Below are 24757 nucleotides of genomic sequence, written 5' to 3'. Positions count from 1 at the left end.
TACCCTCTATTTGGATTTTCGACTTTATTAATCCAACAACATGCCCTCTATTTGGATTTTCGACTTTATTAATCCAACAACATGGGCTTTATTTGGATTTTCGACTTTATTAATCCAACAAAATGACTCTTATTGGATTTTCGGCGTAATTAATCCAATAACAATATATTCTATCCAAAAAAGAGCCAGAGATTTATATCTCAAGCTCTTTTTTTAATATATTTCTTAACTATATTTATTTTTCTTCATAGTCTATTACAATTTTACCTATACTATTTCCTTTTTCTATCATTTCATGAGCTTTTGTAATTGTTTCTACAGTTAAGCCTTTTAATGTTTGATAATGTGTTGTTTTAATAGAGCCTCTATCTATTAATTTCATCAATTCACTTAAATATTTATGATGTTGTTTCATATCTTCAGTTTCATATTTAGGTCTTGTAAACATAAATTCAAATGAAAATGAAACACTTTTATCTTTTAATAAATTTAAATCTACTTTATCCATAAAATTAACTAACGCTACAATTTTACCTCTAGGCTTTATCATTTCTGCCATTACTGCAAAGTATTCATCACTATTATGCGTATCAAAAATATAATCTACTTCATTGATACGGTGAGCTTTTAATTCATCTGGTAAATGGTGTTTATGATTTAATACAATATCAGCGCCCATTTTTTCAGACCATCTTCTTGTTTCTTTTCTAGAAGCTGTAGTGATTACAGTTAAACCTAGATGTTTTCCAATTTGAGTTGCTATTGAACCAACACCACCAGCTCCATTAATAATCAGTAATTTCTTCCCTTCATTATCTTCAGGGTTTGTTGATATATTTAACCCTTCGCAGAGCGCTTCAAACGCTGTAAGTGAAGTTAAAGGCAATGCAGCAGCTTCTACATTGGATAAATGTTCTGGTTTAATACTTACTAGTCTTTCATCAACGAGTTGATATTCTGCATTAGAACCTTGTCTTATGTTAGATCCTGAGTAGTATACTTCATCTCCAACATGGAATAATTCAACATCATTTCCAACCGCTTCTACAACACCTACTGCATCATAGCCTAATACTTTGTAATCATCGTAGTTTGCCGTTCGTAACTTTGTATCTACTGGGTTAATACTTGCTGCTTTTACATTTACAAGTATATCTTTACCTTCAGCTTTAGGCGTAGGTAAGTCTAATTCTTCAAAACCGTTTTCTTCATTTAAATCAAAGCCGTTTTTAAATCCAATTGCTTTCATTTAATCCCCACCTCTTCTTTTATTTTATAAAGGCTTACTATAATAGTTATGATCTTCATCTAAAACCATACCTAATTTTTGATATAGTTTGTTTCCAGCTACATTTGTTTTCTCAGTCTCCAAATACATTATCTCATACCCATTTTCTTTACCATATTGAAATGCTTGGTTCATGAGTTTCTCACCAACGTGTTTACCACGTGCTTGCTCAGTAACAAATAAATCATTAATAATAAGTAGTTGTGACATTTTCATCGAAGAAAGCATCGTATATAATTGTATAAATCCAATAACATCATTTTCTTCTTCAGCTATAAATATAGTAGCATTTTTATTTTTTAAATTATAATACAGAAACGTATTAGCTTGTTCTTTATTAGATTTTTTTCCCGCATGAACACGATATGCATTAAAAATTGGTACAATTCGTGAAATGTCATCTTCGTTAATTTTTACGATATTCAATTGTATATCCCCCTGTTTATCTATAAAAATTTATCTATCACTCATAATTGTGTTTTCATCAGCTTTAAGTTTCGGTCTTACTACAAGTTCGCCACTACATTCTGGGCAAACATAATATAGATTTTCTGCACAATCACGGCAAAAAGTATGTTCTTTAACACAAATAAAAGCATTACTTTTTTCATGGAAAACATAATCGCAATTGTCGCATTTTGTTTTCATTTCCAATACCATCTCTATCACTCCATTATTGTATGTTAATATTGATTATAATTATCATATCATTTTTTAGTATTTAATATTAATATGAAGGTGATTATATTGGAAAAAGAACTTGTCGGTAAATGTAAGATTTGTCAAAAGAATATTTATTGTAACAGTGGTTTTATAGAAGGTATTGTTTTAGAAGATAAGACATTAATTTGTTTTAAATGTACAAAAAAACAGGCTGAGACATAATTAAATGTCTCAGCCTAATTAATTATACACCTTGATCGAGTTTATCCATCATAGTTTTCATCAATTTTATTTGTCCAGTATGGTAATTAGTATGCGTAACACCAAAAGGTATTGTTTCAGCAAAAGTTGTCATATTAGCTAATGGCTCATTTCGTTTACGATCTAATTGGTCATCTACAATATTTAATATTCTGTCTAATTGTGTATTTAAAATACCTTTTAGTTCTTTAAATGTTGGTTTAGCGCCAGTAAAGCTTTGAGGTGAAGTACCAGGTGCAAATGACTTTCCTAATTCAGCCCCTAAAGTATTCTCTTCCTCAGTCGTACCAAATACAAACGTTTCATTCGCAACTATGATATGACCTAGCTGCCACTTAATATTATTATTAGCCAACTCTAACTGAAAGTCTGCCTCTTTCTCATCAATATCTTTTATAATATTTGATAACATATTATAAGAAATTTCAAACTGTTCTTTTAGCATATAAATCTTCCCCCTATTATTATTTCATTAATATGAAATATCTCCTCATGATTTGGAAGTTAATCAAGTGACTTTCTACTTTATCTTAATATCCTATATACAACATAACTTGTTATAGCATATGTATCAAGAAACAGGCTTTATTCCATGACTGTATAGGGAGTATAATTTTATCGTATATTATTTAACCAATAGCCAATCTAATATATCTAGAAAACTTTTAGCTTATATATTCTTTTCTGCTACGACTATATAAACAGGCTGATTACCAATTTTACCTTCTGGATAAAATACATCTACTTTATCAAATCCTGCATCTCGAACTTGTTCTACCATATCTTCTGACGAGACTCTTGGAGCTTTTGTTAAATCTAGCTTTTCTAATTCAATACATAGAAATACGCCTTTATTTTTTAAGACTCTATATATTTCATTTAAAGCCTGCGAAAGTGGACTTACTTCATGCAGTGATATTGATGCAATTGCTCTATCGAATGTTTCGCTACTTAATTGAATATCTTTAAAATCTGATACCAGTGTTTCAATATTCGTAATTTCTTTTTCCTTAGATTTTTTATCTAAATAATTTAAAATGTCTTCATCAAAATCAATTGCAGTTACTTCATCTACGTACTTAGATATTGGAAGACTTATATACCCTACTCCAGCTCCAAGATCTAATACTTTATCCACTTTATTTAGAGAAATAAATGATAGTATATCTTCTACTGGAATTCTTTGTATCGTCTCTAAGTTATTGATTTTCTTTGTTAATTTTTGATTCATTAAAATACCTCCTCAAATAGATAAAACAGAATTTATATATAAATTTAATTATGCTTCTTTGCTTATATCGTGCTTTAATAAAATTTAATTTTAATGCAGTAATTCACCTTTCAAAGATATTAAAGACTTTTTATATCTTTGATTGAATCATATTAACACCAGATATAATACAAGTCAACTTGGAGGTTTAGAGATTTTAATATATTTTATATAATGATAAAAATATTTATTAGTTAAGTATAAAAAAATCCCATAAGCATTTGCTTATGGGAATCAAAATAATATTGGTAAACAATATTAACGTTTTGAGAATTGTGGTGAACGACGAGCGCCTTTAAGACCAGGTTTCATACGTTCTTTCATACGTGGATCACGAGTAAGTAATCCTGCGCGTTTTAATGAAGCACGGTATTCTGGGTCAGCTTCTAACAATGCACGTGCAATTCCGTGACGGATAGCTTGTGCTTGTCCTGTTAAACCGCCACCTTGAACGTTTACTAAAACATCATAGTTTCCTTTAGTTTCAGTTACTTCAAATGGTTGGTTTAAATCTAAAATTAATGATTCAAATGGTAAGTAGTCACGTACGTCACGTTTGTTAATTGTTATGTTACCTTCACCAGGTACTAAACGTACACGTGCTACTGAATGTTTACGACGGCCTGTGCCTTGATATTCAACTTGTGCCAATGTAGTATCCTCCTCTTAATTAACCACGTAACTCGTAGTTTTCAGGTTGTTGTGCAGCATGTGGATGCTCTGCACCAGCATATACGAATAATTTTTTACCTTGTTTTTCACCAAGTTTATTATTTGGTAACATACCTTTGATAGATGTTTCTAATAAACGAACTGGGTTTTTCTCTTTTAATTCACCAGCTGAAATTGATTTGATTCCGCCTGGGTGATTTGAGTGACGGTAGTAAATTTTATCTTGTTCTTTGTTACCTGATAAGTAGATTTTGTCAGCATTGATAATTATAACATTATCTCCTGTATCAACGTGTGGTGTATAAGTTGCTTTATGTTTACCGCGTAAGATTGATGCGATTTCTGATGATAAACGACCTAACGTTTCTCCTTCAGCATCAACAACAAACCATTTGCGATCGATGTTTGCTTCATTAGCCATAAATGTTTGACGCATTATAGTGTCCTCCTAAATTTTAAAAAAGTTCTGGTCAAGATGTATGAATTCGCCTGTACCAAAGAAAAAACATACATCTTATATTCCGTTATCTGATTCCTGCTTCTATATCTTAAAACACAATAAGATTCCGGGGCTTATCGTGGTGGTGATATAAAACAATACCGTTAACTATAATATAATTTATTTCGCTTTTTGTCAATTGATTTCAAACAATTTATATAGAGTTTTTCTTATGAATGTGAATGTGTTCTCCAAACTCTTCTTTGAGTTCTTCTTCGCTAAGATAAATTCTTTCTAAGTATAATCCATGTGCAGGTGCTGTATGTGGCACTTTATTACGATCTCTTTCTTCAAGTAATTTATGAATTTCCTGACCGCTTCTTTTCCCTTCACCTACAAGAATTAAATAAGCTACCATAACGCGTACCATATTATATAGGAAACCAGATCCTGTCACGATAAATTCAAAGCCTTCTTCCGTTTCTACAACTTCACTTTGATAAATTGTTCTTTCTTTGTTTTTTACTTCTGTCTTTTGTGAACAAAAACTTGTAAAATCATGTGTCCCTAAAAATGATTTAGCTGCTTCGTTCATTGCGTTTATATCGACCGGTTTCTTTTGTTGTACTTTTGTATCGTGTTCAAATACTTTTCTAGCTTCGTCTATATAAACTTTGTAACGATATTTTTTACCTACACAATGATATCGACAATGAAATGTATCACTGATTTGTTCTACGCTTTGAACATATATATCTTTTGGTAAAGCAGAATTAAATGCATACTGCCATTTATCTGGGGCGATATTCAAATCTGTATCAAAATGAAAATATTGTTCTATAGCGTGAACGCCTTTATCCGTTCTACTAGAAGGATGAATTCTAACAAATGTACGGTGCATTCTTTTTAGAATTCTTTCAAATTCATATTGGACTGTTCTTTCATGGTGTTGTATTTGAAACCCCATGAATTGTCCTCCATGATATGAAATTTTCACTAACATCCTCAAAATAGGCACCTCAATTTCTTAATAAATATATAACAATTGCTATGATAATAATTGTTGATAATGCTAACGTATCTCTCATACGCCAATTTAACTTACGATATGTTGTTCTAACATTTGATGCATTATAACCTCTTGCTTCCATTGCTACTGCTAAGTCGTCTGCTCTCTTAAAAGCCGAAATAAACATAGGAATTAATAAAGGTATAATAGCTTTAAATCTATTCATAATACTTCCAGACGTAACATCTGAACCTCTTGATGTTTGAGCCTTTATTATTCTTTCCAATTCATCCATTAAAGTTGGGATAAACCTTAAAGATATAGACATCATCATAGCCATTTCGTGAACTGGAAACTTTATTTTTTTTAAGGGTCTTAGCATTGATTCTATTGCATCTGTTAAACTAATTGGGCTTGTAGTAAGGGTCATAATAGTTGAAATCATAACAAGTAACACAAGTCTTAATACAATAAATGTTCCTTGTACTACACCATTTTGTTCAACTGTAAATATTTTAAAATCAATGAGCACAGGACCGCCTTTTGTTACGATTAAGTGCATGACGAATGTAAAGATAAATAGAATCATCACTGGAGTAAGACCTTTAATTAAAAACCAAAGTTTTATTTTTGATAAATACATAATGAATAAAACGGATAAAATCATGAAACAATAACTCAACCACGAATTACAAAAGAATATTAACACCATAAAAAGTAGTACAAAAATCATTTTCATTCGAGAATCAAGTTGGTGAATAATTGTATTACCAGGAATATAACGACCAATTATCAGTTTATCTGTCATGTTTCATCACCCACTTATCATACATATCTTTAAACATTTCTTCAGAAGTTGCAAGTTGATCAAATTGCATATTGTATTTGCGCTCAACTGCTTGTTGTAATTGGATGATTTTTGGAATGTCTAAATGTGCTTGTCTCACTAATTCTTCATTAGTAAAAATATTAATAGGTTTATCTTCAGCTATTAATTCTCCTGCTTTAATCACTTTCACTTCATCTGCGTATTTCAAAACGATGTCCATTTGATGAGAAATAAGTATTACTGTAATACCTAAGTCCATTTGTATTTTTCTGAACAAATCCATCATGTCTTGTTGTCCTTTAGGGTCTAAGCCCACTGTAGGCTCATCAAGGACTAATATTTCAGGTTCCATAGCTAATACACCCGCGATAGCTATACGTCGTTTTTGGCCACCTGAGAGCTCGAATGGCGACTTCTTTAATAAAGCATGTTCCATACCTAATAAATCCATTAATTCTTCTGCTCTTTTAACTGCTTTATCTTTATCCATACCATAATTAAGTGGACCGAATATAATATCTTTTTCGACTGTATCTTCGAATAATTGATGTTCTGCAAATTGAAAAACGATGCCAACCTTTTTACGAACAGGGGATAATTTCTTAGATTTTGTCTTTCTATTGATTTCTATTTCATCAATAGTTAACTGCCCTTCAGTTGGCTTTAATATTGCGTTTAAATGTTGGATTAGCGTAGATTTCCCCGACCCAGTTTGTCCTACAACTGCATAAAATTTCGATTCGTTAAAAGTGGTTGAAATATGATTTAACGCTCTATATTGAAATGGCGTTTTTAAACCATAGTCATAACTTACATTATTAAATATAATTTTCATAAGCGATTCACCAACTGTTCAAAAGATGAAAATGCGTAATTATTTAATAACAGGCTATTCATTCTCATTGCGAAAGGTAAATCTAATCCTATTTCAGTTAAATATGCCCCTTCTTTAAATATTTCTTCTGGGACATCTTGTTTATAAACTTTACCTTTATTCATAACGATAATTTCATCAGCTTCTACTGCTTCTTCTAAATCGTGTGTAATTGAAATGACTGTTAAGTGACGTTCATCTTGTATAGTTTTAATTAAATTCATGATGCTTTCTTTTCCTTCAGGGTCTAACATTGCTGTTGCTTCATCTAAAATAATGACATCTGGCGACATAGCTAAAATACCTGCAATTGCAACGCGCTGTTTTTGACCGCCTGACAAATGAGATGGCTCGAATGTCTTCATTTCTAACATACCTACTTCAGTTAATACTTGATCTACAATTGTATGCATAAGACTATATTCTATGCCTTGGTTCTCCATTCCAAACGCAACATCATACTCTACAGTAGAGCCTATAAACTGATTATCAGGATTTTGAAAAACGATACCGATATGTTTTCTAACTTCGTCGATATTTTCTTCAGATACTTTAATATCTTTTACAATAATATCTCCTTCATAATTATTGTTGATACCCATGAGCAATTTAGCAATTGTAGACTTACCTGAACCATTATGGCCAACGATTGATGTCCATTTACCGCGTTTTATATTAAATGTAACATTTTCCAATGCAGTAGGTTCATCTTCATCGTATTTAAATGTAACATTCGAGAACCTAATAATTTCGTTCTGCACCATCTATATTCATCCTTCGAAAATTAATTGTCTCTCTATTTTACAGCATCACGAAAGAAAAGTAATCATATATTGCTTTAAAATACTTTTAATTACTTAAGTTCAAATATAAAAATTAATGTTTGATTATCTTTTAATTTTTTCCATAAAAAAAATCCGTATAAACGGATTTAAAATAAAAAAGCGCGCACTCCACCATAGACGAGTTCACGCGATAAGTCATTCAAATGTGATGGAGTACTCTGAGCTAGACAATATCTATGTGTGGTAAACATTATCATTGCACTCATTTGCTTTGTGTGTGTGTGAAATAAACTGTATTTATAAAGAATGATTGAAGTGACTTGCGTCACTCCAATAAAGAATAAATTATACTAATTCAATAATTACTGACTCTGCTCCGTCACCGCGACGTGGTCCCACTTTCATAATACGAGTGTATCCACCTTGACGCTCTTCGTAACGAGGCGCAACATCATTGAATAATTTTTGTAAAACAGTAATTGTTTTGTCATCTTCTAGGATTTTAACATCACGTAATGTTTGAGCAGCTCTACGACGTGAAGCTAGATCACCTTTTTTACCTAAAGTAATTAAGTTATCGACAACTTTACGTAGTTCTTTAGCACGAGCTTCTGTAGTCTCGATGCGCTCAGAAACGATAAGTTGAGTAGCTAAGTCACGTAACATTGCTTTACGTTGATCCGAAGTACGACCTAATTTTCTGTAACCCATGAATTAACCTCCTTTATTAGTCTTCTTTTCTTAAACCAAGACCAAGATCTTCTAATTTATATTTAACTTCTTCTAGAGACTTACGACCTAAGTTTCTCACTTTCATCATATCTGCCTCAGATTTATCTGCTAATTCTTGTACAGAGTTAATTCCTGCACGTTTTAAACAGTTGTATGAACGCACTGATAGGTCTAATTCTTCTATAGACATTTCTAGTACTTTCTCTTTTTGATCTTCTTCTTTTTCAATCATAATTTCAGCATTTTGTGCTTCATCTGTTAAATTAACAAAAATGTTTAAGTGTTCAGTCATGATTTTAGCGCCTAAAGAAACTGCTTCTTGAGGAGATAAAGAACCATCTGTCCAAACATCTAAAGTTAATTTATCATAATCACTACTTTGCCCTACACGTGTATTTTCAACAGTGTAATTAACACGATTTACTGGAGAATAAAGTGAGTCGATTGGAATGACACCAATTGGCAAATCACTTGTGTTATTTTTTTCCGCTAAAGCGTATCCGCGACCAGTATTAGCAATTAGACGTATTTTAAGGTGACCACCTTTAGATACAGTTGCAATCTTTAACTCTGGGTTTAAGATTTCAACATCACTATCATGCATAATATCTTTCGCAGTAACTTCACCTTCATCTTTAATATCGATTTCAAGTGTTTTATCTTCTTCAGAATAAATTTTAAGTGCTAATTTCTTGATGTTCATAATGATAGTCGTAACGTCTTCAACTACATTTTCGACTGCTGAGAATTCGTGAAGAACACCTTCAATTTCGATATTTTTAACTGCCGCACCTGGTAATGAAGATAATAGGATACGACGTAAGGAGTTGCCTAGTGTTGTACCATAACCACGTTCTAGCGGTTCAACAACGAACTTACCGAATGTAGAATCATCACTAACTTCTATTGTTTCAATTCTAGGTTTTTCGATTTCAATCATTATAAATATATCCTCCTTATAAACGTCGATTAAATTTTATTAATTTCTATCCAGTGACTTTTGAACTTATGAACTAACAAAAATTATACACGACGACGTTTTGGTGGACGACATCCGTTATGAGGTACTGGTGTAACGTCTCTAATAGCTGTAATTTCTAATCCAGCTGATTGTAACGCACGGATCGCTGATTCACGACCTGGGCCAGGACCTTTAACTGTAACTTCTACAGTTTTTAAACCATGTTCCATAGCAGTTTTTGAAGCTGTTTCTGAAGCCATTTGTGCTGCGAATGGAGTTGATTTTTTTGAACCTTTGAATCCTAACGCACCAGCTGAAGACCATGATAATGCATTACCGAAATCATCAGTGATCGTTACGATTGTATTGTTGAATGTTGAGCGAATGTGAGCAACACCACTTTCGATATTCTTTTTCACTCTACGTTTACGAGATACTTGTTTACGTGCCATTTATATGTGCCTCCTTTACTTATTATTTTTTCTTGTTCGCTACTGTTTTAACTGGTCCTTTACGCGTACGCGCATTGTTCTTAGTTTTTTGACCACGAACTGGTAAACCACGACGATGGCGGATACCACGATATGAAGCTATTTCCATTAAACGTTTAATGTTTAAGTTTGTTTCACGACGAAGGTCACCTTCAACTTTGTAGTTATCTACAACTTCACGGATACGACCTAATTCGTCATCTGTTAAATCACGAACACGTGTGTCTTCAGATACGTTTGCTTCTTTAAGAATTTGTTGTGCTGTTGTTTTTCCGATACCATATACGTAAGTTAACGAAATTACTATGCGTTTCTCACGTGGTACGTCAATACCTGCAATACGAGCCATTTATTTACACCTCTCTTTTATTAGCCTTGTTTTTGTTTGTGTTTTGGATTTTCACAAATCACCATTACTTTACCTTTACGACGAATAACTTTACATTTTTCGCAAATTGGTTTTACTGATGGTCTTACTTTCATCTTTGTATACCTCCTTGTATTTGGAGTGACGATTATTTATAACGATAAGTGATTCTTCCGCGTGTTAGGTCATACGGAGACATTTCAACTGTTACTTTGTCGCCAGGTAGAATTCTAATATAATTCATTCGAATTTTACCACTCACGTGTGCCAAAATTTCATGTCCATTTTCTAATTCTACTTTAAACATAGCGTTTGGTAAAGTATCTAATACAGTACCTTCTAATTCGATTACATCTTGTTTAGCCATGATCATTTCCCCCTTTTTCTATTCATTATCGTGAAATACTAATTGTATTTCATGTTTTAAAACCTGGTCCAAAATACGAGACATACTTTAGGTGATTAAATCACATAGAATAAGCACAGGTTTATAAAATTGGGATGATTTTAATACTTAAGATTTGCATTCGACAACACTTCAAATACTTATCGCTTTTAGTAATCACTCCGATTGTATTTCAAAAACCTAAATACTGTCTTGATCCTTAAAATTGAACGCTAACACGCGTTCAAGAACCACCTAAAGCTAGGCGAATTCGGGGTGAAAGCGTCATTACTTTAATGTTTCAAGAATTTGAATAACATCTTCAGTAACATTTTCAATTTCACGAGAACCATCGATGTTTTTCAAAACACCTTGATTTTCATAGAAATCTAAAAGTGGTTTTGTTTGTTTAACATTAACACTTAAACGATTTGCTACTGTCTCAGGATTATCATCTTCACGTTGGTATAGTTTACCGCCATCAAGATCACAGATGCCTTCAACTTTTGGTGGATTAAATACTAAATGATAAGTTGTTCCACACACTTCACAAATACGTCTGCCAGTTAAACGATTCATAAGTTCTTCTTCAGGGACTTGGATGTTAATTACTGCATCAACTTCACGACCTAAGCTACTTAATATATCATTTAATGCATCAGCTTGTTCTACTGTACGAGGAAAACCATCTAGTAAGAATCCTTTTTTCGCATCTTCTTCAGCAAGTCTTTCTCTAACGATACCTATAGTCACTTCATCTGGAACAAGTTCCCCACGATCCATATAAGATTTCGCTTGTTTACCAAGGTCAGTCTCTTCTTTAATCGCTTTACGGAACATATCACCAGTTGAGATATGGGGAATAGGGTATTTCTTAACAATTTCACTCGCTTGAGTTCCTTTACCTGCACCAGGTAAACCCATTAAAATGATGTTCATAAATGCCCTCCTACTTGTTTATCGTCTTCTAAAGCCTCTATACTCTCGTTGATTAAGTTGAGCTTCTAAAGTTTTCATTGTTTCAATAGCAACACCGATAACGATTAGTAAGCTTGTACCACCAACTTGTATAGCTTGTGGTAAGTTCATTAACTTAATAGCTAAAATTGGAATTATAGAAATTACAGCTAAGAAAATTGAACCAACAAATGTTAAACGATAGAGCACTCTAGTGATATATTTTTTAGTTTGTTCACCAGGTCTAATACCCGGTACATAACTACCTTGTTTTTGTAAGTTTTCTGCCATTTTTTCAGGATTAACTTGAACAAATGCATAAAAGTAGGCGAAAGCTATAATTAAAATAACATAGACTATCATTCCAATATTATGAGATGGATCTGCATATCTAGTAACTGTTTGCGCCCAATCTTGTTCTGGGAAGAACAATGTTAAGGTTTTAGGCAACATGAAAAATGCCATTGCAAAAATTACAGGTATAACACCAGCTGCATTAACTTTTAAAGGTAAATATGTTGCTTTTGCAGATAATCCTGCACCTGAACCTTGTTGTTGACGTTTAGCATATTGAATTGGAATTTTACGAATAGCTTGTAGTACATATACTGCACCAACTGTAAGTAAAACCATACCAACAAATAAACCAATCGCTTTTAACCAAGCCATTGTAGTATCATCTGCACCAACAAAGCTTTGTTGGTAAAATTGTATTAATGAGTTTGGTAATGAAGATAATATACCGGCAAAGATAATAATTGAAATACCATTACCTACACCGAATTGTGTTATCTGCTCACCTAACCACATTAAGAAAGCTGTTCCAGCTGTTAATACGAGTGCAATTAAAACATAATTTAAAACTGAAGTATTTTGAATTAAATTACCGCCAAGCATATTATTAAATGAATATGACATACCTAAACCTTGAACGAAAGCTAAAACGATCGTGAAATAACGCGTAAATTGATTAATCTTTTTACGTCCTACCTCACCTTGTTTAGCCCACTCAGTGAATTTAGGCACAACATCCATTTGTAATAATTGCATTACAATTGAAGCAGTAATATAAGGCATAATACCCATAGCTAAAATTGAGAAGTTCTGCAAGGCACCTCCACCGAATGTATTAAACAAATCGGTAATACCTTGCGAACCTTTATTTTGATTAAAAGCATCTGGATTAACGCCAGGAGCTGGAATATAAGTCCCAACTTTGAATATAACGAGCATTGCTAGTGTGAATAATATCTTGTTACGAATGTCTTTAGTCTTCAAAAAACTAACGATCGTTTCAAACATTAGATCACCTCATGCGTTCCGCCCTTACCTTCGATTGCTTCAATTGCTGAAGCTGAGAATTTATGAGCTTGTATTGTTAATTTCTTTTCTAATGAACCGTTTCCTAATACTTTGATACCTGATTTCTCAGATTTCACTACACCTGATTCAACTAATAATGCAGGTGTGATTTCAGTTCCATCTTCGAAACGATTTAATTGGTCTAAATTAACAATTGCATAATCTTTACGGTTGATGTTAGAGAATCCACGTTTTGGTAAACGACGGAATAATGGTAATTGACCACCCTCGAAACCTAAACGAGTACCGCCACCTGAACGTGCTTTTTGACCTTTATGTCCACGTCCACTTGTTTTACCGTTACCTGTTGCCATACCACGACCAACACGGTTACGCTCTTTACGAGCACCTTCAACTGGTTTCAATTCATGTAATTTCATTTTGGCACCTCCTTAATACTTTGATTATTATTATTGTTCAGTAACTTTGATTAAGTGATTAATTTTCTCGATTTGCCCACGAATCGCAGGATTGTCTTCAACTATAACAGTTGAGTTTGTCTTTTTTAGTCCTAACGCTTGAACTGTCTTACGTTGAGTTTCAGGGCGACCTATAATGCTACGAGTGAGGGTAATTTCTAATTTAGCCATAGTGTTTTTTCCCTCCTTAATTTAATAATTCTTCTACTGATTTACCGCGTAGACTAGCTACTTGTTCGGCATTTTTAAGTTCTTTAAGTCCTTCAATTGTAGCACGAACCATATTGATTGGTGTGTTTGAACCTAATGATTTACTTAAGATATCAGTGATACCAGCAAGTTCTAATACCGCACGAACTGGTCCACCTGCAATAACACCTGTACCAGGTGCTGCTGGTTTAATTAAAACATTACCTGCACCAAAACGTCCAATAACTTGGTGAGGAGTCGTTCCTTCAACACGTGGAACTGTTACTAAATCTTTTTTAGCAGCTTCTACTGCTTTTTTAATAGCTTCAGGTACTTCTTGTGCTTTACCTGTACCGAAACCTACGCGACCATTTTTGTCTCCAACAACTACTAAAGCTGTGAAACGGAAACGACGACCACCTTTAACTACTTTAGCTACACGGTTAATCGTAACTACGCGCTCTTCAAATTCTTTAACTTCTTGTTCTTTACGACGCATGAGTGTCCCTCCTTTAAATTAAAATTGAAGTCCGTTTTCGCGAGCTGCATCAGCTAATGCTTGAATACGTCCGTGATATAAATATCCTCCACGGTCAAATACTACAGTTTCAACGCCTTTTTCTGACGCACGTTTTGCAACGCTTTCGCCAACTTTAGCTGCAGCTTCTACATTACCTGATTGCTCTATATTTAAGTCTTTATCTAAACTTGATGATTGAGCGATTGTAACACCGTTTACGTCATCAATAACTTGAGCATAAATATGTTTGTTTGAACGATAAACATTTAAACGTGGTTTTTCGCTTGTTCCAGCTAATTTAGAACGCACGCGAGCATGTCTTTTCAAACGAACTTTATTTTTGTCGATTTTAGCGATCATGTTAGTGCTCCTTTCTTATCTTAGTGATTACTTACCAGTTTTACCTTCTTTTTGACGAACATATTCGCCTTCGTAACGAATACCTTTACCTTTATAAGGTTCTGGTGGACGGATTGAACGGATGTAAGATGCAACAGCACCAACACGTTCCTTAGAAATACCTTCTACTTTAATTTTAGTGTTTTTATCTACTGATAATGTGATACCATCTTCAGCAGTAATTTCAACTGGGTGAGAATATCCTACGTTAAGGATGATGTTATTACCTTGCATTTGAGCACGGTAACCTACACCGATAAGTTCTAAGTTTTTCTCAAAACCTTTAGATACACCTTCGATCATGTTAGCGATCAATGCACGAGTTGTGCCATGTACTGTTTTGTGTTCTATAGAGTCAGATGGACGAACAACTTCTAAAGTGTTCTCCTCTTGTTTATATGTCATTTCTTCATTAAAAGTACTAGTTAATTCACCTTTAGATCCTTTTACTGTAATCGTGTTACCTTCGATAGCAACAGTTACGTCTGAAGGAATCTCAATAATTTTCTTTCCAACACGGCTCATTATGTGGGCACCTCCTTATAATTTTATAATTACCAGATATAAGCTAATACTTCTCCACCGATTCCACGTTGCCTAGCAACTTTATCAGTTACAACACCTTCAGATGTAGAGACAAGTGCAATACCTAAACCGTTAAGAACTCTTGGAATCTCGTCAGCTTTAGCATAAACACGTAAACCTGGTTTAGAAATACGTTTTAAACCTGTGATAACACGCTCGTTGTTTTGACCATATTTTAGGAACATACGGATAACACCTTGCTTATCATCTTCGATATATTCTACGCTTTTTACGAATCCTTCGTTTTTAAGGATTTCAGCGATTTCTTTTTTAATGTTTGATGCAGGTAACTCTAATTTTTCGTGACGTACCATGTTTGCGTTACGTACGCGAGTTAACATATCTGCAATTGGATCTGACATTGTCATTTGTGTATCCTCCTTTCATTCTTTTGAGTTTTACCAACTAGCTTTACGTACGCCAGGGATTTGGCCTTTGTACGCTAGTTCACGGAAACAAATACGACAAAGTTTGAATTTACGGTATACTGAATGTGGACGTCCACAACGTTCACAACGCGTATATTCACGAACTCCGAATTTTTGTTTACGTTGTTGTTTAGCGATCATTGATTTTTTAGCCACTTAATTAGCCTCCTTTATAATTAGAGATTACTTTTGAAATGGCATACCGAATTGTGTTAACAATTCACGAGCTTCCTCGTCAGTGTTAGCAGTTGTTACGATAACGATATCCATTCCGCGTACTTTACTTACTTTATCATAGTCGATTTCAGGGAAAATTAATTGTTCTTTAACACCTAATGTGTAGTTACCGCGACCGTCAAATGCTTTTTTAGAGATACCGCGGAAGTCACGTACACGTGGTAATGAAACTGAGATTAATTTATCAAAGAATTCATACATTCTTTCTCCACGTAATGTTACTTTTGCACCGATTGGCATACCTTCACGAAGACGGAAAGTCGCAATTGATTTTTTTGCTTTAGTTACTACTGGTTTTTGACCAGTGATTGATTGCAATTCTTCAACAGCTGAATCTAAAACTTTAGAGTTTTGAACCGCATCACCGATACCCATATTTACTACGATTTTTTCGATTTTTGGTACTTCCATTACTGAGCTGTAGTTAAATTTCTTAACTAATTCAGATGAAATTTCATTATTAAACTTTTCTTTTAAACGTGTCAAAGTGGATCCTCCTTTCACTTAATAATTATTCTTTTGATGATTTAATTTCTTCGCCTGATTTTTTAGCGATACGAACTTTTTTACCATCTACTACTTTGAATCCAACACGAGTTGGTTCGTTTGTCTTAGGATCTAGTAATTGAACGTTTGATACATGGATAGTACCTTCTGTTTCTAAGATACCACCTTCTGGATTGAACTGAGTTGGTTTCTGGTGTTTTTTAATAACGTTCACACCTTCTACAACTACGCGTTCTTTCTTAGGTAATGCTTCTAAAACTTTACCAGTTTTACCTTTATCTTTACCTGAGATAACGATTACGTTGTCACCTTTACGTACGTGCATGTGTAGGCACCTCCTTAGGAATTTTGTTTTTTATCATTATAGATTAAAGTACCTCTGGCGCTAGAGAAACTATCTTCATGAAGTTACCTTCACGTAATTCACGCGCTACAGGACCGAATATACGTGTACCACGTGGACCTTTGTCATCACGAATGATTACACATGCATTTTCGTCAAATTTGATGTATGAACCATCTTCACGGCGTACACCTGTTTTAGTACGAACAACAACAGCTTTAACGACTTCACCTTTTTTAACAACGCCGCCTGGTGTAGCATTTTTAACAGTAACAACGATAACGTCACCAATGTTTGCTGTTTTACGACCAGTTCCGCCTAAAACTTTGATTGTTAATACTTCACGAGCACCAGAGTTGTCTGCCACTTTTAAACGTGTTTCTTGTTGGATCATCTTTGTTTGACCTCCCTTATCTTTATACTTCTATTAAATAATTACTGATTCTTCAACGATTTCAACTAGACGGAAATGCTTAGTTGATGATAAAGGACGTGTTTCTGCAATCTTAACGATATCGCCCATTTTTGCTGAATTATTTTCATCATGAGTTTTATATTTTTTTGAATATTTGATTCGTTTACCATATAATTTATGAGTTTTGTAAGTTTCTACAACTACTGTAATAGTTTTATCCATTTTATCTGAAACTACTTTACCAACGTAAACTTTGCGGTCATTTCTTTCGCTCACAGTAATGAACCTCCTTTACTTGATTATTTATTATCTGCTGCTTTCTCTTCTTCGATTTCTCTTTCACGAACGATTGTTTTCAAACGTGCAATCGTTTTTTTAACTTTTCGAATGTTAGCAGTCTCTTCAAGTTGACCAGTTGCTAACTGAAAGCGTAAGTTGAATAATTGTTCTTTAGCTTCTTTAATTTCTTTTTCAATTTCAGTAGTGGTTAAATTTCTGATATCCTTAGCTTTCATTTGTGTCACCACCCAATTCTTCACGTTTTACAAACTTAGATTTAACTGGAAGTTTGTGTGCAGCAAGACGTAATGCTTCACGTGCTACTTCTTCTTGAACACCTGCAACTTCGAACAAGATACGTCCTGGTTTAACTACTGCTACCCAACCTTCAACTGCACCTTTACCAGAACCCATACGTACTTCTAAAGGTTTTTTAGTGTAAGGTGTATGTGGGAATATTTTGATCCATACTTTTCCGCCACGTTTCATATAACGTGTCATTGCGATACGAGCTGATTCAATTTGACGAGATGTAATCCAAGCTGCTGATTGAGCTTGTAAGCCATACTCACCAAATGTTACTTCATTTCCGCCTTTTGAACGACCAGTTGTTTTAGGACGATGTTGACGACGGAATTTAACACGTTTTGGTAATAACATTATTATTTTCCTCCTTCACTAGACTTCTTTGTAGGAAGAACTTCTCCACGGTAGATCCATACTTTAACACCTAGTTTACCGTACGTAGTGTCGGCTTCTTCATGTGCGAAATCAATGTCTGCACGTAGTGTATGAAGTGGAACAGTTCCTTCTGAATATTGTTCTACACGAGCGATATCCGCGCCACCTAGACGACCAGATACTTGTGTTTTGATACCTTTAGCACCCAATTTCATTGCACGTTGGATTGCTTGTTTTTGAGCACGACGGAAAGATACACGATTTTCTAATTGACGAGCAATGTTACCCGCAACTAATGTAGCATCTAAATCAACTTTTTTGATTTCGATAACGTTGATGTGTACTTTTTTGTTAGTCAATGCGTTTAATTTATTACGTAATTTTTCTATTTCTGAACCGCCTTTACCAATAACCATTCCTGGCTTACCAGTGTGGATTGCAATATTGATGCGGTTTGCTGCACGTTCAATTTCAACACTTGAAACTGAAGCTTCTTTTAATGCTTCTGCGATATATTTACGAACTTTTAAGTCTTCATGTAAAAGTGTTGCGAAGTCTTTATCTGCATACCACTTTGCTTCCCAGTCACGAATTACACCGACACGAAGTCCGATTGGATTAATTTTTTGACCCACTATATTCCCTCCTTAATGATTTGGTTAATTATGCTTCTTTAACTTCTTTAGCTTCTTTAACTTCTTTTTCGCCAACTACGATTGTAATGTGGCTAGTACGTTTGTTAATCGCACTTGCACGACCTTGTGCACGTGGACGGAAACGTTTTAATGTAGGTCCTTCATTAGCGTAAGCTTCTCTTACTACTAAAGTATCAGGATTTAAATCATAGTTATGTTCTGCATTTGCTAATGCTGACATTAATAATTTTTCAACAACAGGTGATGTTGCTTTATTCGTTAATTTTAAGATGGCAATTGCTTCTGCCACTTCTTTACCTCTAATAAGATCTAAAACTAATCTCACTTTACGAGGTGCGATTCTTATTGTTCTAGCAACCGCTTTTGCTTCCATTGTGACTTCCTCCTCTTTTTAGAAATTAGCGTTTAGTCTTTCTGTCGTCTGCAGCGTGCCCTTTATAAGTACGTGTAGGAGCAAACTCTCCTAATTTATGACCAACCATGTCTTCAGTAATGAAAACTGGTACGTGTTTACGACCATCATATACTGCAATTGTATGTCCTATAAAATTAGGGAATACTGTTGAACGACGAGACCATGTTTTAATAACTGATTTTTTTTCACCTTCGTTTTGAGCTTCAACTTTTTTCATTAAATGATCATCAACGAAAGGTCCTTTTTTAAGACTACGAGCCATTATGGCGCCTCCCTTCTTATTATTGCGCGCGGCATTTAAGCCGCACACGTAAATAAGGTATTATTATTTTTTCTTACGACCACGAACGATAAATTTAGATGAACGTTGGCTTTTCTTACGAGTTTTCTTACCAAGTGTTGGTTTGCCCCATGGAGACATTGGTGAATCAAGACCGATTGGTGTACGACCTTCACCACCACCGTGTGGGTGATCGTTAGGGTTCATTACAGAACCACGAACTGTAGGACGTTTACCCATCCATCTAGTACGGCCGGCTTTACCAACTGTGATTAATTCGTGAGCAATGTTACCAACTTGTCCGATTGTAGCACGGCAAGTAGATAAAATCATACGAACCTCACCTGATTTTAGACGAACTAGTACGTATTTACCTTCTTTACCAAGTACTTGAGCACTTGTACCAGCAGAACGAACTAATTGTCCACCTTTACCTGGTTTTAATTCGATATTGTGAATTGTAGTACCAACTGGGATATCTTGTAATGCTAATGCGTTACCTAATTTGATATCTGCTTCTGGACCATTGAAAATTTCTTGTCCTACTTTTAAACCTTTAGGAGCAAGGATATATCTTTTCTCACCATCTGCGTATACTACTAATGCAATATTAGCAGAACGGTTTGGATCATATTCAACTGTTGTTACTTTAGCTGGAATTCCATCTTTGTTACGTTTGAAATCAATTACACGGTATTGACGTTTATGACCGCCACCTCTGTGACGAACTGTCAATTTACCTTGGTTGTTACGTCCCGCTTTTCTCGGAAGCGGTTGTAATAATGATTTTTCAGGAGTCGTTGATGTGATTTCAGCGAAATCTGAAGAAGTCATATTACGACGACCATTTGTAATTGGCTTATACTTTTTAAGAGCCATTGTCGTTTTACCTCCTTAATGGTAATTGTTTATTAGTTGAAAAAGTCGATTGATGAACCGTCTTTTAGAGTTACGATTGCTTTACGACGTTTGTTAGTGAAACCATTGTAACGACCAACACGTTTAGCTTTCGCTTTAATGTTCATGATGTTAACTGAGTCTACTTTAACGTCGAAAATTTCTTCGATTGCGATTTTAACTTGTGTCTTATTTGCACGAGTATCTACATCAAATGTGTATTTGTCTAATCCCATATCTGATGAAGATTTCTCTGTGATTACGGGGCGCTTAATAACATCTCTTGCTTCCATTATCCGAGCACCTCCTCTACTTTATCCACAGCTGCTTTTGTTATTACGACTTTGTTAGCGTCTAAAATATCTAAGACGTTTAAACTTTGAGCGTCAATAACTTTTACACTTGGAATGTTACGAGCTGATAATTCAACATTGTTATCTAAAGCATCAACGATGAATAATACTTTTTTAGAAAGTTCTAAATTGCTCATTACATTTTTTAATTCTTTAGTTTTAGGAGCATCAAAATTGAATGCTTCTAATACTGCTAATTCGTTATCATTTGCTTTTGCAGATAATGCAGAACGTAATGCTAAACGACGCATTTTCTTAGGCATTTTGTAAGAATAGCTTCTTGGTGTTGGTCCGAATACGATACCACCACCACGCCATTGTGGCGCACGAATTGTACCTTGACGAGCACGTCCTGTACCTTTTTGTTTCCAAGGTTTACGTCCACCACCACGAACTGCTGAACGATTTTTAACTGCATGAGTACCTTGGCGTAATGAAGCGCGTTGTAAGTTAACTGCTTCAAATAATACGTGTTGGTTTGGTTCGATACCAAATACACTATCATTTAATTCGATAGATCCTGATTTAGAACCATCTACTTTTAATACATCAAAATTAGCCATAATGTTGTTTCCTCCTTTCACCTAAATAATTATTTATTACCTTTTTTGATTGAAGTTGTAAGTTTTACTAAGCCTTTTTTAGGACCTGGAACATTTCCTTTTACAAGAACTACATTGTTCTCTGCATCTACTTTAACGATTTCTAAGTTTTGCATAGTTACTGTGTTTGCTCCCATACGGCCAGGTAATCCTTTACCTTTGAATACTTTAGAAGCATCTGAAGCCATACCCATTGAACCAGGGCTTCTGTGGAAATGAGAACCGTGACTCATTGGTCCACGTGCGAAGTTATGGCGTTTAATTGAGCCTTGGAAACCTTTACCTTTAGAAACGCCTGTTGCATCAATAATGTCTCCTGCTTGGAATGTATCTACAGTGACTTCTTGACCTACCTCGTATGCTGAAACATCTATGTTTCTGAATTCACGAGTGAAGCGCTTAGGTGCTGAACCAGCTTTTTTAGCATGTCCTTCAGCAGCTTTAGTAGCATATTTATTAGATTTACGATCTTTTTTATATGCTTGTTTGTCTTCAAAACCGATTTGTAGAGCGTTATAGCCATCTACTTCTTCAGTTTTCTTTTGTAATACAACGTTTTGACTAGCTTCTACTACAGTTACTGGTATTAATTCACCATTTTCTGCGAATACTTGAGTCATTCCAATTTTTCTTCCTAAGATTCCTTTGGTCATCGAAAGTCGCACCTCCTGTTATTTTGAATGAATTATAATTTGATTTCGATGTCTACACCAGATGGTAAGTTTAAGCCCATAAGAGCATCAACTGTTTTAGGTGTAGGGTTAAGAATGTCGATTAAACGTTTATGCGTACGTTGTTCGAATTGCTCACGTGAATCTTTGTATTTGTGAACGGCACGGATTACTGTATAAACTGATTTTTCAGTTGGTAACGGAATCGGACCAGACACTTGAGCTCCTGAACGTTTAGCAGTTTCAACAATTTTCTCTGCTGATTGATCGATCATGCGGTGATCATACGCTTTTAAACGGATACGAATTTTTTGTTTTGCCATAATTTTCCCTCCTTGTTCGTCTACTTTATAGTGATAGACTTCTCCACGAAAACTCTCTTACACACCGCCATGGCAAAGCGGCCGGGTGTGTCAGTAACCTCTCGCTTCATCGCTTCTTAAAGTCCAACATTAGATATGATACATGATTTGCATCCATTAATCAATAGATAATCATATATTTCTCTAAGTTTTATCTAGCACATACCCATGTATTATAACGGAATTCTTTTACCTTTTCAATAGATAATTTAAAATAGATAATTTGTAATCTAAATGTTATAATGTAAAAAGTATTTTAACAGGTGGTGAAAACATGAAAAGAGGAATCAAGTCAGTATTACTTGTTCTTTCTATTATATTAGTAATTTCTGAACTTTTATTAGCTATTCCTTTTATAGGTGGGAGCATTGTTCTTTCAACTGGTTATAATGCCCTTGTATTTAATGGTTCTTTATATTTCATATCTACATTGATATTGTTAATAGATAATCAAAATTCTGTCAAAGCTATTTTTGTCATACCTTTAATAGGATTAATTGCGAGTTTTATTTCTATCATTCCCGTTGTTGGATGGTTATTACACATATTAATGGTCGTATTAATGGTTATTTTCTTATTTACAATTATAATAGCCCCTGTGTACATTCCATCTAAATCGTTCAAAACTACTTATAAAGATTAAAAAAGTCACGCGCTTATGCACGTGACTTTTTTTATGAATGAACAAACATGAAATATGCTACGAATACAAAGAATAAACCATACATTATAGGATGTATTTCTTTGTGTCTCTTTGCAACTATCATAGTAATAGGATAGAAAATAAATCCGCATGCTATACCTGTCGCAATTGAATAAGTTAATGGCATCATAATCATAGTTAAAAATGCCGGTACTGCTATTTCGAATTTCTGCCAATCAATTTTACCTAGGTTGCTTACCATTAACACACCAACAATAACTAATGCCGGTGCTGTTACAGCACTTGTAACAACTGACATTAATGGAGAGAATAATAACGCGGCTAAGAAACAAAGACCGGTTACTACGCTTGCAAAACCTGTTCTTGCACCTACAGCAACACCTGCGCTTGATTCGATATAGCTTGTAGTTGTAGATGTACCGAAAATAGCCCCTACTATAGTAGCTAATGAATCTGAGAATAGTGCTTTTCCAGCTCTAGGTAACTTATTATCTTTCATTAAACCTGCTTGGTTTGCTACTGCAACTAATGTACCTGCTGTATCAAAGAAATCAATAAATAAGAAAGTTAATACAACGATTAAGAATTGCACATTAAATATAGTGGATAAATCTCCAAAAGCTTCAAATGCTGCACCGAATGTTGGTGCAACACTTGGTACTTTACCTACCACGCTACTTGGCATGTCGATTAAGCCTGTTACTAATCCACCAACTGCCGTTAATACCATACCAATAAAAATAGATCCTGGAATTTTTTTCGCCATCAATATAATAGTGATGATAATCCCGAATACTGCTAATAATACTTCTGGATTGTGCATTGTACCTAAAGTTACTAAAGTAGAATCTTCTTTTTGAACAATACCTGCTCCTTGTAAACCTACAAATGTTATAAATAAACCTATACCTGCTGAAACTGCCATCTTAAGTTCAAACGGTATAGCATTAATGATAACTTCCCTTAACCCACTCATTGTTAGAAAAGCAAATATCACACCTGAAAATAGTACACCCGTTAATCCTGTTTGCCATGGAATACCCATAGTTAATACTACTGTAAACGCAAAAAATGCATTTAATCCCATACCTGGTGCTAAACCAATTGGGTATTTAGCTATAATTCCCATGAATAAACAACCAACTAACGCTGCTAATGCTGTCGCTACGAATACTGCACCTTGATCCATTCTCATAGAATCAGGTATATTTTCAACACTAGCTAAACTTAACATTGAAGGGTTAACTGCTAATATGTATGCCATTGATAGAAATGTTGTTAGCCCACCTAGTATTTCTCGCTTATAACTTGTGCCTAGCTCATCAAATTTAAAGTATCGTTTCATTTCAAGACTCCTTTATTAATTTCAACACTGTACATTGTATTACTGTAATGTTTAAAAATCAATACTTTTACGAACATTGATTAAAAACATTCACATTATGTTCGTATTTGTAACTACAAAGCAATTTGAATCGTAATTCCTTCATTATATATAAATAAAAAACAT

Annotated in this window: 42 protein-coding genes; 1 reads left to right on the top strand and 41 read right to left on the bottom strand. The window is 34.3% G+C overall.

Translation table 11 applies throughout. From position 1 onward, the window contains the following. Nucleotides 1-235: 235 nt before the first annotated feature. The 40 genes from ACNMOQ_RS03600 to rpsJ form a co-directional block, all read right to left on the bottom strand. Nucleotides 236-1249, bottom strand: coding sequence for a zinc-binding alcohol dehydrogenase family protein (locus ACNMOQ_RS03600; RefSeq protein ID WP_016998836.1), 1014 nt, complete (start codon nucleotides 1247-1249; stop codon nucleotides 236-238). 24 nt (nucleotides 1250-1273) lie between these two features. Beyond that, a complete protein-coding gene (locus tag ACNMOQ_RS03595) occupies nucleotides 1274-1714 on the bottom strand; it encodes a GNAT family N-acetyltransferase (RefSeq protein ID WP_416350254.1) in 441 nt (146 codons plus the stop codon). A 30-nt stretch (nucleotides 1715-1744) separates the two neighbouring features. After that, nucleotides 1745-1936: a DUF1272 domain-containing protein gene (locus tag ACNMOQ_RS03590; RefSeq protein WP_369917425.1), complete on the bottom strand. Its 192-nt coding sequence runs from the start codon at nucleotides 1934-1936 to the stop codon at nucleotides 1745-1747. A gap of 259 nt (nucleotides 1937-2195) precedes the next feature. After that, entirely contained in the window at nucleotides 2196-2657 is a 462-nt protein-coding gene (locus tag ACNMOQ_RS03585) for a DinB family protein (protein WP_416350253.1), read from the bottom strand. A gap of 225 nt (nucleotides 2658-2882) precedes the next feature. After that, nucleotides 2883-3443 carry a class I SAM-dependent methyltransferase gene (locus ACNMOQ_RS03580; protein WP_416350252.1) on the bottom strand — a complete coding sequence of 187 codons (561 nt, stop codon included), beginning with the start codon at nucleotides 3441-3443 and terminating at the stop codon, nucleotides 2883-2885. A 297-nt stretch (nucleotides 3444-3740) separates the two neighbouring features. Continuing rightward, a complete protein-coding gene (rpsI, locus tag ACNMOQ_RS03575; RefSeq protein WP_016998830.1) occupies nucleotides 3741-4133 on the bottom strand; it encodes a 30S ribosomal protein S9 in 393 nt (130 codons plus the stop codon). 19 nt (nucleotides 4134-4152) lie between these two features. Further along, nucleotides 4153-4590: a 50S ribosomal protein L13 gene (gene rplM, locus ACNMOQ_RS03570; protein ID WP_016998829.1), complete on the bottom strand. Its 438-nt coding sequence runs from the start codon at nucleotides 4588-4590 to the stop codon at nucleotides 4153-4155. 217 nt (nucleotides 4591-4807) lie between these two features. Next, on the bottom strand, nucleotides 4808-5602 hold the full coding sequence (truA, locus tag ACNMOQ_RS03565) for a tRNA pseudouridine(38-40) synthase TruA (RefSeq protein ID WP_070044888.1): 795 nt from the start codon (nucleotides 5600-5602) through the stop codon (nucleotides 4808-4810). 10 nt (nucleotides 5603-5612) lie between these two features. Beyond that, nucleotides 5613-6410 carry an energy-coupling factor transporter transmembrane component T family protein gene (locus ACNMOQ_RS03560; RefSeq protein ID WP_064204190.1) on the bottom strand — a complete coding sequence of 266 codons (798 nt, stop codon included), beginning with the start codon at nucleotides 6408-6410 and terminating at the stop codon, nucleotides 5613-5615. Then, the gene (locus ACNMOQ_RS03555) at nucleotides 6400-7266 is read right to left on the bottom strand and encodes an energy-coupling factor transporter ATPase (RefSeq protein ID WP_016998826.1); all 867 of its coding nucleotides are present in this window, start codon (nucleotides 7264-7266) and stop codon (nucleotides 6400-6402) included. The genes ACNMOQ_RS03560 and ACNMOQ_RS03555 overlap by 11 nt, the downstream gene beginning before the upstream one ends. Continuing rightward, nucleotides 7263-8069, bottom strand: coding sequence for an energy-coupling factor transporter ATPase (locus ACNMOQ_RS03550; protein WP_016998825.1), 807 nt, complete (start codon nucleotides 8067-8069; stop codon nucleotides 7263-7265). The genes ACNMOQ_RS03555 and ACNMOQ_RS03550 overlap by 4 nt, the downstream gene beginning before the upstream one ends. 366 nt (nucleotides 8070-8435) lie before the next feature. Further along, complete coding sequence (rplQ, locus tag ACNMOQ_RS03545) at nucleotides 8436-8801, bottom strand: 50S ribosomal protein L17 (RefSeq protein WP_016998824.1); 366 nt, start codon at nucleotides 8799-8801, stop codon at nucleotides 8436-8438. 16 nt (nucleotides 8802-8817) lie between these two features. Beyond that, nucleotides 8818-9762: a DNA-directed RNA polymerase subunit alpha gene (locus ACNMOQ_RS03540; RefSeq protein WP_064204192.1), complete on the bottom strand. Its 945-nt coding sequence runs from the start codon at nucleotides 9760-9762 to the stop codon at nucleotides 8818-8820. Nucleotides 9763-9845: 83 nt separating this feature from the next. After that, nucleotides 9846-10235 (bottom strand): 30S ribosomal protein S11, encoded by a 390-nt coding sequence (rpsK, locus tag ACNMOQ_RS03535; RefSeq protein WP_016998822.1) that lies wholly within the window; start codon nucleotides 10233-10235, stop codon nucleotides 9846-9848. A gap of 22 nt (nucleotides 10236-10257) precedes the next feature. Beyond that, nucleotides 10258-10623, bottom strand: coding sequence for a 30S ribosomal protein S13 (rpsM, locus tag ACNMOQ_RS03530; protein WP_016998821.1), 366 nt, complete (start codon nucleotides 10621-10623; stop codon nucleotides 10258-10260). 20 nt (nucleotides 10624-10643) lie between these two features. Further along, a complete protein-coding gene (gene rpmJ, locus ACNMOQ_RS03525; protein WP_003156543.1) occupies nucleotides 10644-10757 on the bottom strand; it encodes a 50S ribosomal protein L36 in 114 nt (37 codons plus the stop codon). 32 nt (nucleotides 10758-10789) lie between these two features. Next, nucleotides 10790-11008: a translation initiation factor IF-1 gene (gene infA, locus ACNMOQ_RS03520; protein WP_001118443.1), complete on the bottom strand. Its 219-nt coding sequence runs from the start codon at nucleotides 11006-11008 to the stop codon at nucleotides 10790-10792. A 306-nt stretch (nucleotides 11009-11314) separates the two neighbouring features. Next, complete coding sequence (locus ACNMOQ_RS03515) at nucleotides 11315-11965, bottom strand: adenylate kinase (RefSeq protein ID WP_016998820.1); 651 nt, start codon at nucleotides 11963-11965, stop codon at nucleotides 11315-11317. Nucleotides 11966-11983: 18 nt separating this feature from the next. Next, nucleotides 11984-13285, bottom strand: coding sequence for a preprotein translocase subunit SecY (gene secY / locus ACNMOQ_RS03510; RefSeq protein WP_016998819.1), 1302 nt, complete (start codon nucleotides 13283-13285; stop codon nucleotides 11984-11986). Continuing rightward, on the bottom strand, nucleotides 13285-13725 hold the full coding sequence (gene rplO / locus ACNMOQ_RS03505) for a 50S ribosomal protein L15 (RefSeq protein ID WP_016998818.1): 441 nt from the start codon (nucleotides 13723-13725) through the stop codon (nucleotides 13285-13287). The genes secY and rplO overlap by 1 nt, the downstream gene beginning before the upstream one ends. 30 nt (nucleotides 13726-13755) lie before the next feature. Further along, nucleotides 13756-13935 (bottom strand): 50S ribosomal protein L30, encoded by a 180-nt coding sequence (rpmD, locus tag ACNMOQ_RS03500; RefSeq protein WP_016998817.1) that lies wholly within the window; start codon nucleotides 13933-13935, stop codon nucleotides 13756-13758. A 16-nt stretch (nucleotides 13936-13951) separates the two neighbouring features. Continuing rightward, nucleotides 13952-14452: a 30S ribosomal protein S5 gene (rpsE, locus tag ACNMOQ_RS03495; protein ID WP_016998816.1), complete on the bottom strand. Its 501-nt coding sequence runs from the start codon at nucleotides 14450-14452 to the stop codon at nucleotides 13952-13954. Between the two features lie 18 nt (nucleotides 14453-14470). Then, nucleotides 14471-14833 (bottom strand): 50S ribosomal protein L18, encoded by a 363-nt coding sequence (rplR, locus tag ACNMOQ_RS03490; RefSeq protein ID WP_103268772.1) that lies wholly within the window; start codon nucleotides 14831-14833, stop codon nucleotides 14471-14473. 27 nt (nucleotides 14834-14860) lie between these two features. Continuing rightward, nucleotides 14861-15397, bottom strand: a complete 537-nt coding sequence (gene rplF, locus ACNMOQ_RS03485) for a 50S ribosomal protein L6 (RefSeq protein WP_016998814.1) — start codon at nucleotides 15395-15397, stop codon at nucleotides 14861-14863. Between the two features lie 29 nt (nucleotides 15398-15426). Further along, entirely contained in the window at nucleotides 15427-15825 is a 399-nt protein-coding gene (gene rpsH / locus ACNMOQ_RS03480; RefSeq protein WP_016998813.1) for a 30S ribosomal protein S8, read from the bottom strand. A 30-nt stretch (nucleotides 15826-15855) separates the two neighbouring features. Continuing rightward, nucleotides 15856-16041: a type Z 30S ribosomal protein S14 gene (locus ACNMOQ_RS03475; protein WP_016998812.1), complete on the bottom strand. Its 186-nt coding sequence runs from the start codon at nucleotides 16039-16041 to the stop codon at nucleotides 15856-15858. 27 nt (nucleotides 16042-16068) lie between these two features. After that, nucleotides 16069-16608: a 50S ribosomal protein L5 gene (gene rplE, locus ACNMOQ_RS03470; RefSeq protein WP_016998811.1), complete on the bottom strand. Its 540-nt coding sequence runs from the start codon at nucleotides 16606-16608 to the stop codon at nucleotides 16069-16071. A gap of 25 nt (nucleotides 16609-16633) precedes the next feature. After that, nucleotides 16634-16954, bottom strand: a complete 321-nt coding sequence (gene rplX / locus ACNMOQ_RS03465; protein WP_064204193.1) for a 50S ribosomal protein L24 — start codon at nucleotides 16952-16954, stop codon at nucleotides 16634-16636. 43 nt (nucleotides 16955-16997) lie between these two features. Next, on the bottom strand, nucleotides 16998-17366 hold the full coding sequence (gene rplN / locus ACNMOQ_RS03460; protein ID WP_016998810.1) for a 50S ribosomal protein L14: 369 nt from the start codon (nucleotides 17364-17366) through the stop codon (nucleotides 16998-17000). A 33-nt stretch (nucleotides 17367-17399) separates the two neighbouring features. Next, nucleotides 17400-17663 (bottom strand): 30S ribosomal protein S17, encoded by a 264-nt coding sequence (gene rpsQ, locus ACNMOQ_RS03455; RefSeq protein ID WP_103268771.1) that lies wholly within the window; start codon nucleotides 17661-17663, stop codon nucleotides 17400-17402. 23 nt (nucleotides 17664-17686) lie between these two features. After that, a complete protein-coding gene (gene rpmC / locus ACNMOQ_RS03450) occupies nucleotides 17687-17902 on the bottom strand; it encodes a 50S ribosomal protein L29 (RefSeq protein ID WP_016998808.1) in 216 nt (71 codons plus the stop codon). Beyond that, nucleotides 17892-18326, bottom strand: coding sequence for a 50S ribosomal protein L16 (rplP, locus tag ACNMOQ_RS03445; RefSeq protein ID WP_070044890.1), 435 nt, complete (start codon nucleotides 18324-18326; stop codon nucleotides 17892-17894). Before rplP ends, rpmC begins: the two co-directional genes overlap by 11 nt. A 2-nt stretch (nucleotides 18327-18328) precedes the next feature. Beyond that, nucleotides 18329-18982, bottom strand: a complete 654-nt coding sequence (gene rpsC, locus ACNMOQ_RS03440; protein ID WP_016998806.1) for a 30S ribosomal protein S3 — start codon at nucleotides 18980-18982, stop codon at nucleotides 18329-18331. Nucleotides 18983-19010: 28 nt separating this feature from the next. Further along, the gene (rplV, locus tag ACNMOQ_RS03435) at nucleotides 19011-19376 is read right to left on the bottom strand and encodes a 50S ribosomal protein L22 (protein WP_016998805.1); all 366 of its coding nucleotides are present in this window, start codon (nucleotides 19374-19376) and stop codon (nucleotides 19011-19013) included. Nucleotides 19377-19401: 25 nt separating this feature from the next. After that, entirely contained in the window at nucleotides 19402-19680 is a 279-nt protein-coding gene (rpsS, locus tag ACNMOQ_RS03430; RefSeq protein ID WP_016998804.1) for a 30S ribosomal protein S19, read from the bottom strand. 63 nt (nucleotides 19681-19743) lie between these two features. Continuing rightward, nucleotides 19744-20577 carry a 50S ribosomal protein L2 gene (rplB, locus tag ACNMOQ_RS03425; protein ID WP_016998803.1) on the bottom strand — a complete coding sequence of 278 codons (834 nt, stop codon included), beginning with the start codon at nucleotides 20575-20577 and terminating at the stop codon, nucleotides 19744-19746. A gap of 32 nt (nucleotides 20578-20609) precedes the next feature. After that, complete coding sequence (gene rplW / locus ACNMOQ_RS03420; RefSeq protein ID WP_103268767.1) at nucleotides 20610-20888, bottom strand: 50S ribosomal protein L23; 279 nt, start codon at nucleotides 20886-20888, stop codon at nucleotides 20610-20612. Further along, nucleotides 20888-21511: a 50S ribosomal protein L4 gene (gene rplD, locus ACNMOQ_RS03415; protein WP_064204194.1), complete on the bottom strand. Its 624-nt coding sequence runs from the start codon at nucleotides 21509-21511 to the stop codon at nucleotides 20888-20890. Before rplD ends, rplW begins: the two co-directional genes overlap by 1 nt. A gap of 29 nt (nucleotides 21512-21540) precedes the next feature. After that, on the bottom strand, nucleotides 21541-22203 hold the full coding sequence (gene rplC / locus ACNMOQ_RS03410; RefSeq protein ID WP_016998800.1) for a 50S ribosomal protein L3: 663 nt from the start codon (nucleotides 22201-22203) through the stop codon (nucleotides 21541-21543). Nucleotides 22204-22235: 32 nt separating this feature from the next. Next, nucleotides 22236-22544 (bottom strand): 30S ribosomal protein S10, encoded by a 309-nt coding sequence (rpsJ, locus tag ACNMOQ_RS03405; RefSeq protein ID WP_016998799.1) that lies wholly within the window; start codon nucleotides 22542-22544, stop codon nucleotides 22236-22238. Nucleotides 22545-22857: 313 nt separating this feature from the next. Between rpsJ and ACNMOQ_RS03400 the strand changes: the two genes are divergently transcribed. Continuing rightward, entirely contained in the window at nucleotides 22858-23226 is a 369-nt protein-coding gene (locus ACNMOQ_RS03400) for a hypothetical protein (protein WP_016998798.1), read from the top strand. A gap of 31 nt (nucleotides 23227-23257) precedes the next feature. Here the strand turns inward: ACNMOQ_RS03400 and ACNMOQ_RS03395 are convergent, their stop codons facing one another. Beyond that, nucleotides 23258-24592 (bottom strand): NCS2 family permease, encoded by a 1335-nt coding sequence (locus ACNMOQ_RS03395; protein ID WP_016998797.1) that lies wholly within the window; start codon nucleotides 24590-24592, stop codon nucleotides 23258-23260. Nucleotides 24593-24757 lie beyond the last annotated feature (165 nt).

The organism is Mammaliicoccus lentus, assembly GCF_947036595.1.
Classification (GTDB): domain Bacteria; phylum Bacillota; class Bacilli; order Staphylococcales; family Staphylococcaceae; genus Mammaliicoccus; species Mammaliicoccus lentus.
This window is presented reverse-complemented; position numbering and strand designations above follow the sequence as displayed.

Coding starts and splice junctions, on each gene's coding strand:
- rplO (WP_016998818.1), bottom strand. CDS start 13,725: ATGAAATTACATGAATTGAAACCAGTTGAAGGTGCTCGTAAAGAGCGT.
- rplB (WP_016998803.1), bottom strand. CDS start 20,577: ATGGCTCTTAAAAAGTATAAGCCAATTACAAATGGTCGTCGTAATATG.
- ACNMOQ_RS03580 (WP_416350252.1), bottom strand. CDS start 3,443: ATGAATCAAAAATTAACAAAGAAAATCAATAACTTAGAGACGATACAA.
- ACNMOQ_RS03590 (WP_369917425.1), bottom strand. CDS start 1,936: ATGAAAACAAAATGCGACAATTGCGATTATGTTTTCCATGAAAAAAGT.
- rplD (WP_064204194.1), bottom strand. CDS start 21,511: ATGGCTAATTTTGATGTATTAAAAGTAGATGGTTCTAAATCAGGATCT.
- ACNMOQ_RS03550 (WP_016998825.1), bottom strand. CDS start 8,069: ATGGTGCAGAACGAAATTATTAGGTTCTCGAATGTTACATTTAAATAC.
- ACNMOQ_RS03555 (WP_016998826.1), bottom strand. CDS start 7,266: ATGAAAATTATATTTAATAATGTAAGTTATGACTATGGTTTAAAAACG.
- rplW (WP_103268767.1), bottom strand. CDS start 20,888: ATGGAAGCAAGAGATGTTATTAAGCGCCCCGTAATCACAGAGAAATCT.
- rplF (WP_016998814.1), bottom strand. CDS start 15,397: ATGAGCCGTGTTGGAAAGAAAATTATTGAGATTCCTTCAGACGTAACT.
- rplN (WP_016998810.1), bottom strand. CDS start 17,366: ATGATCCAACAAGAAACACGTTTAAAAGTGGCAGACAACTCTGGTGCT.
- rpsE (WP_016998816.1), bottom strand. CDS start 14,452: ATGCGTCGTAAAGAACAAGAAGTTAAAGAATTTGAAGAGCGCGTAGTT.
- infA (WP_001118443.1), bottom strand. CDS start 11,008: ATGGCTAAACAAGATGTAATCGAATTAGAAGGTACTGTATTAGATACT.
- rpsJ (WP_016998799.1), bottom strand. CDS start 22,544: ATGGCAAAACAAAAAATTCGTATCCGTTTAAAAGCGTATGATCACCGC.
- rplR (WP_103268772.1), bottom strand. CDS start 14,833: ATGATCGCTAAAATCGACAAAAATAAAGTTCGTTTGAAAAGACATGCT.
- rpsM (WP_016998821.1), bottom strand. CDS start 10,623: ATGGCTCGTATTGCAGGTATTGACGTACCACGTGAGAAACGCATAGTA.
- rplV (WP_016998805.1), bottom strand. CDS start 19,376: ATGGAAGCAAAAGCGGTTGCTAGAACAATAAGAATCGCACCTCGTAAA.
- secY (WP_016998819.1), bottom strand. CDS start 13,285: ATGTTTGAAACGATCGTTAGTTTTTTGAAGACTAAAGACATTCGTAAC.
- rpmJ (WP_003156543.1), bottom strand. CDS start 10,757: ATGAAAGTAAGACCATCAGTAAAACCAATTTGCGAAAAATGTAAAGTT.
- rplX (WP_064204193.1), bottom strand. CDS start 16,954: ATGCACGTACGTAAAGGTGACAACGTAATCGTTATCTCAGGTAAAGAT.
- ACNMOQ_RS03400 (WP_016998798.1), top strand. CDS start 22,858: ATGAAAAGAGGAATCAAGTCAGTATTACTTGTTCTTTCTATTATATTA.
- rplQ (WP_016998824.1), bottom strand. CDS start 8,801: ATGGGTTACAGAAAATTAGGTCGTACTTCGGATCAACGTAAAGCAATG.
- rplC (WP_016998800.1), bottom strand. CDS start 22,203: ATGACCAAAGGAATCTTAGGAAGAAAAATTGGAATGACTCAAGTATTC.
- ACNMOQ_RS03515 (WP_016998820.1), bottom strand. CDS start 11,965: ATGAACATCATTTTAATGGGTTTACCTGGTGCAGGTAAAGGAACTCAA.
- rpmD (WP_016998817.1), bottom strand. CDS start 13,935: ATGGCTAAATTAGAAATTACCCTCACTCGTAGCATTATAGGTCGCCCT.
- rpmC (WP_016998808.1), bottom strand. CDS start 17,902: ATGAAAGCTAAGGATATCAGAAATTTAACCACTACTGAAATTGAAAAA.
- ACNMOQ_RS03395 (WP_016998797.1), bottom strand. CDS start 24,592: ATGAAACGATACTTTAAATTTGATGAGCTAGGCACAAGTTATAAGCGA.
- rpsH (WP_016998813.1), bottom strand. CDS start 15,825: ATGACAATGTCAGATCCAATTGCAGATATGTTAACTCGCGTACGTAAC.
- rpsS (WP_016998804.1), bottom strand. CDS start 19,680: ATGGCTCGTAGTCTTAAAAAAGGACCTTTCGTTGATGATCATTTAATG.
- rplP (WP_070044890.1), bottom strand. CDS start 18,326: ATGTTATTACCAAAACGTGTTAAATTCCGTCGTCAACATCGTCCTAAA.
- rpsK (WP_016998822.1), bottom strand. CDS start 10,235: ATGGCACGTAAACAAGTATCTCGTAAACGTAGAGTGAAAAAGAATATC.
- ACNMOQ_RS03560 (WP_064204190.1), bottom strand. CDS start 6,410: ATGACAGATAAACTGATAATTGGTCGTTATATTCCTGGTAATACAATT.
- rplM (WP_016998829.1), bottom strand. CDS start 4,590: ATGCGTCAAACATTTATGGCTAATGAAGCAAACATCGATCGCAAATGG.
- ACNMOQ_RS03540 (WP_064204192.1), bottom strand. CDS start 9,762: ATGATTGAAATCGAAAAACCTAGAATTGAAACAATAGAAGTTAGTGAT.
- ACNMOQ_RS03600 (WP_016998836.1), bottom strand. CDS start 1,249: ATGAAAGCAATTGGATTTAAAAACGGCTTTGATTTAAATGAAGAAAAC.
- ACNMOQ_RS03585 (WP_416350253.1), bottom strand. CDS start 2,657: ATGCTAAAAGAACAGTTTGAAATTTCTTATAATATGTTATCAAATATT.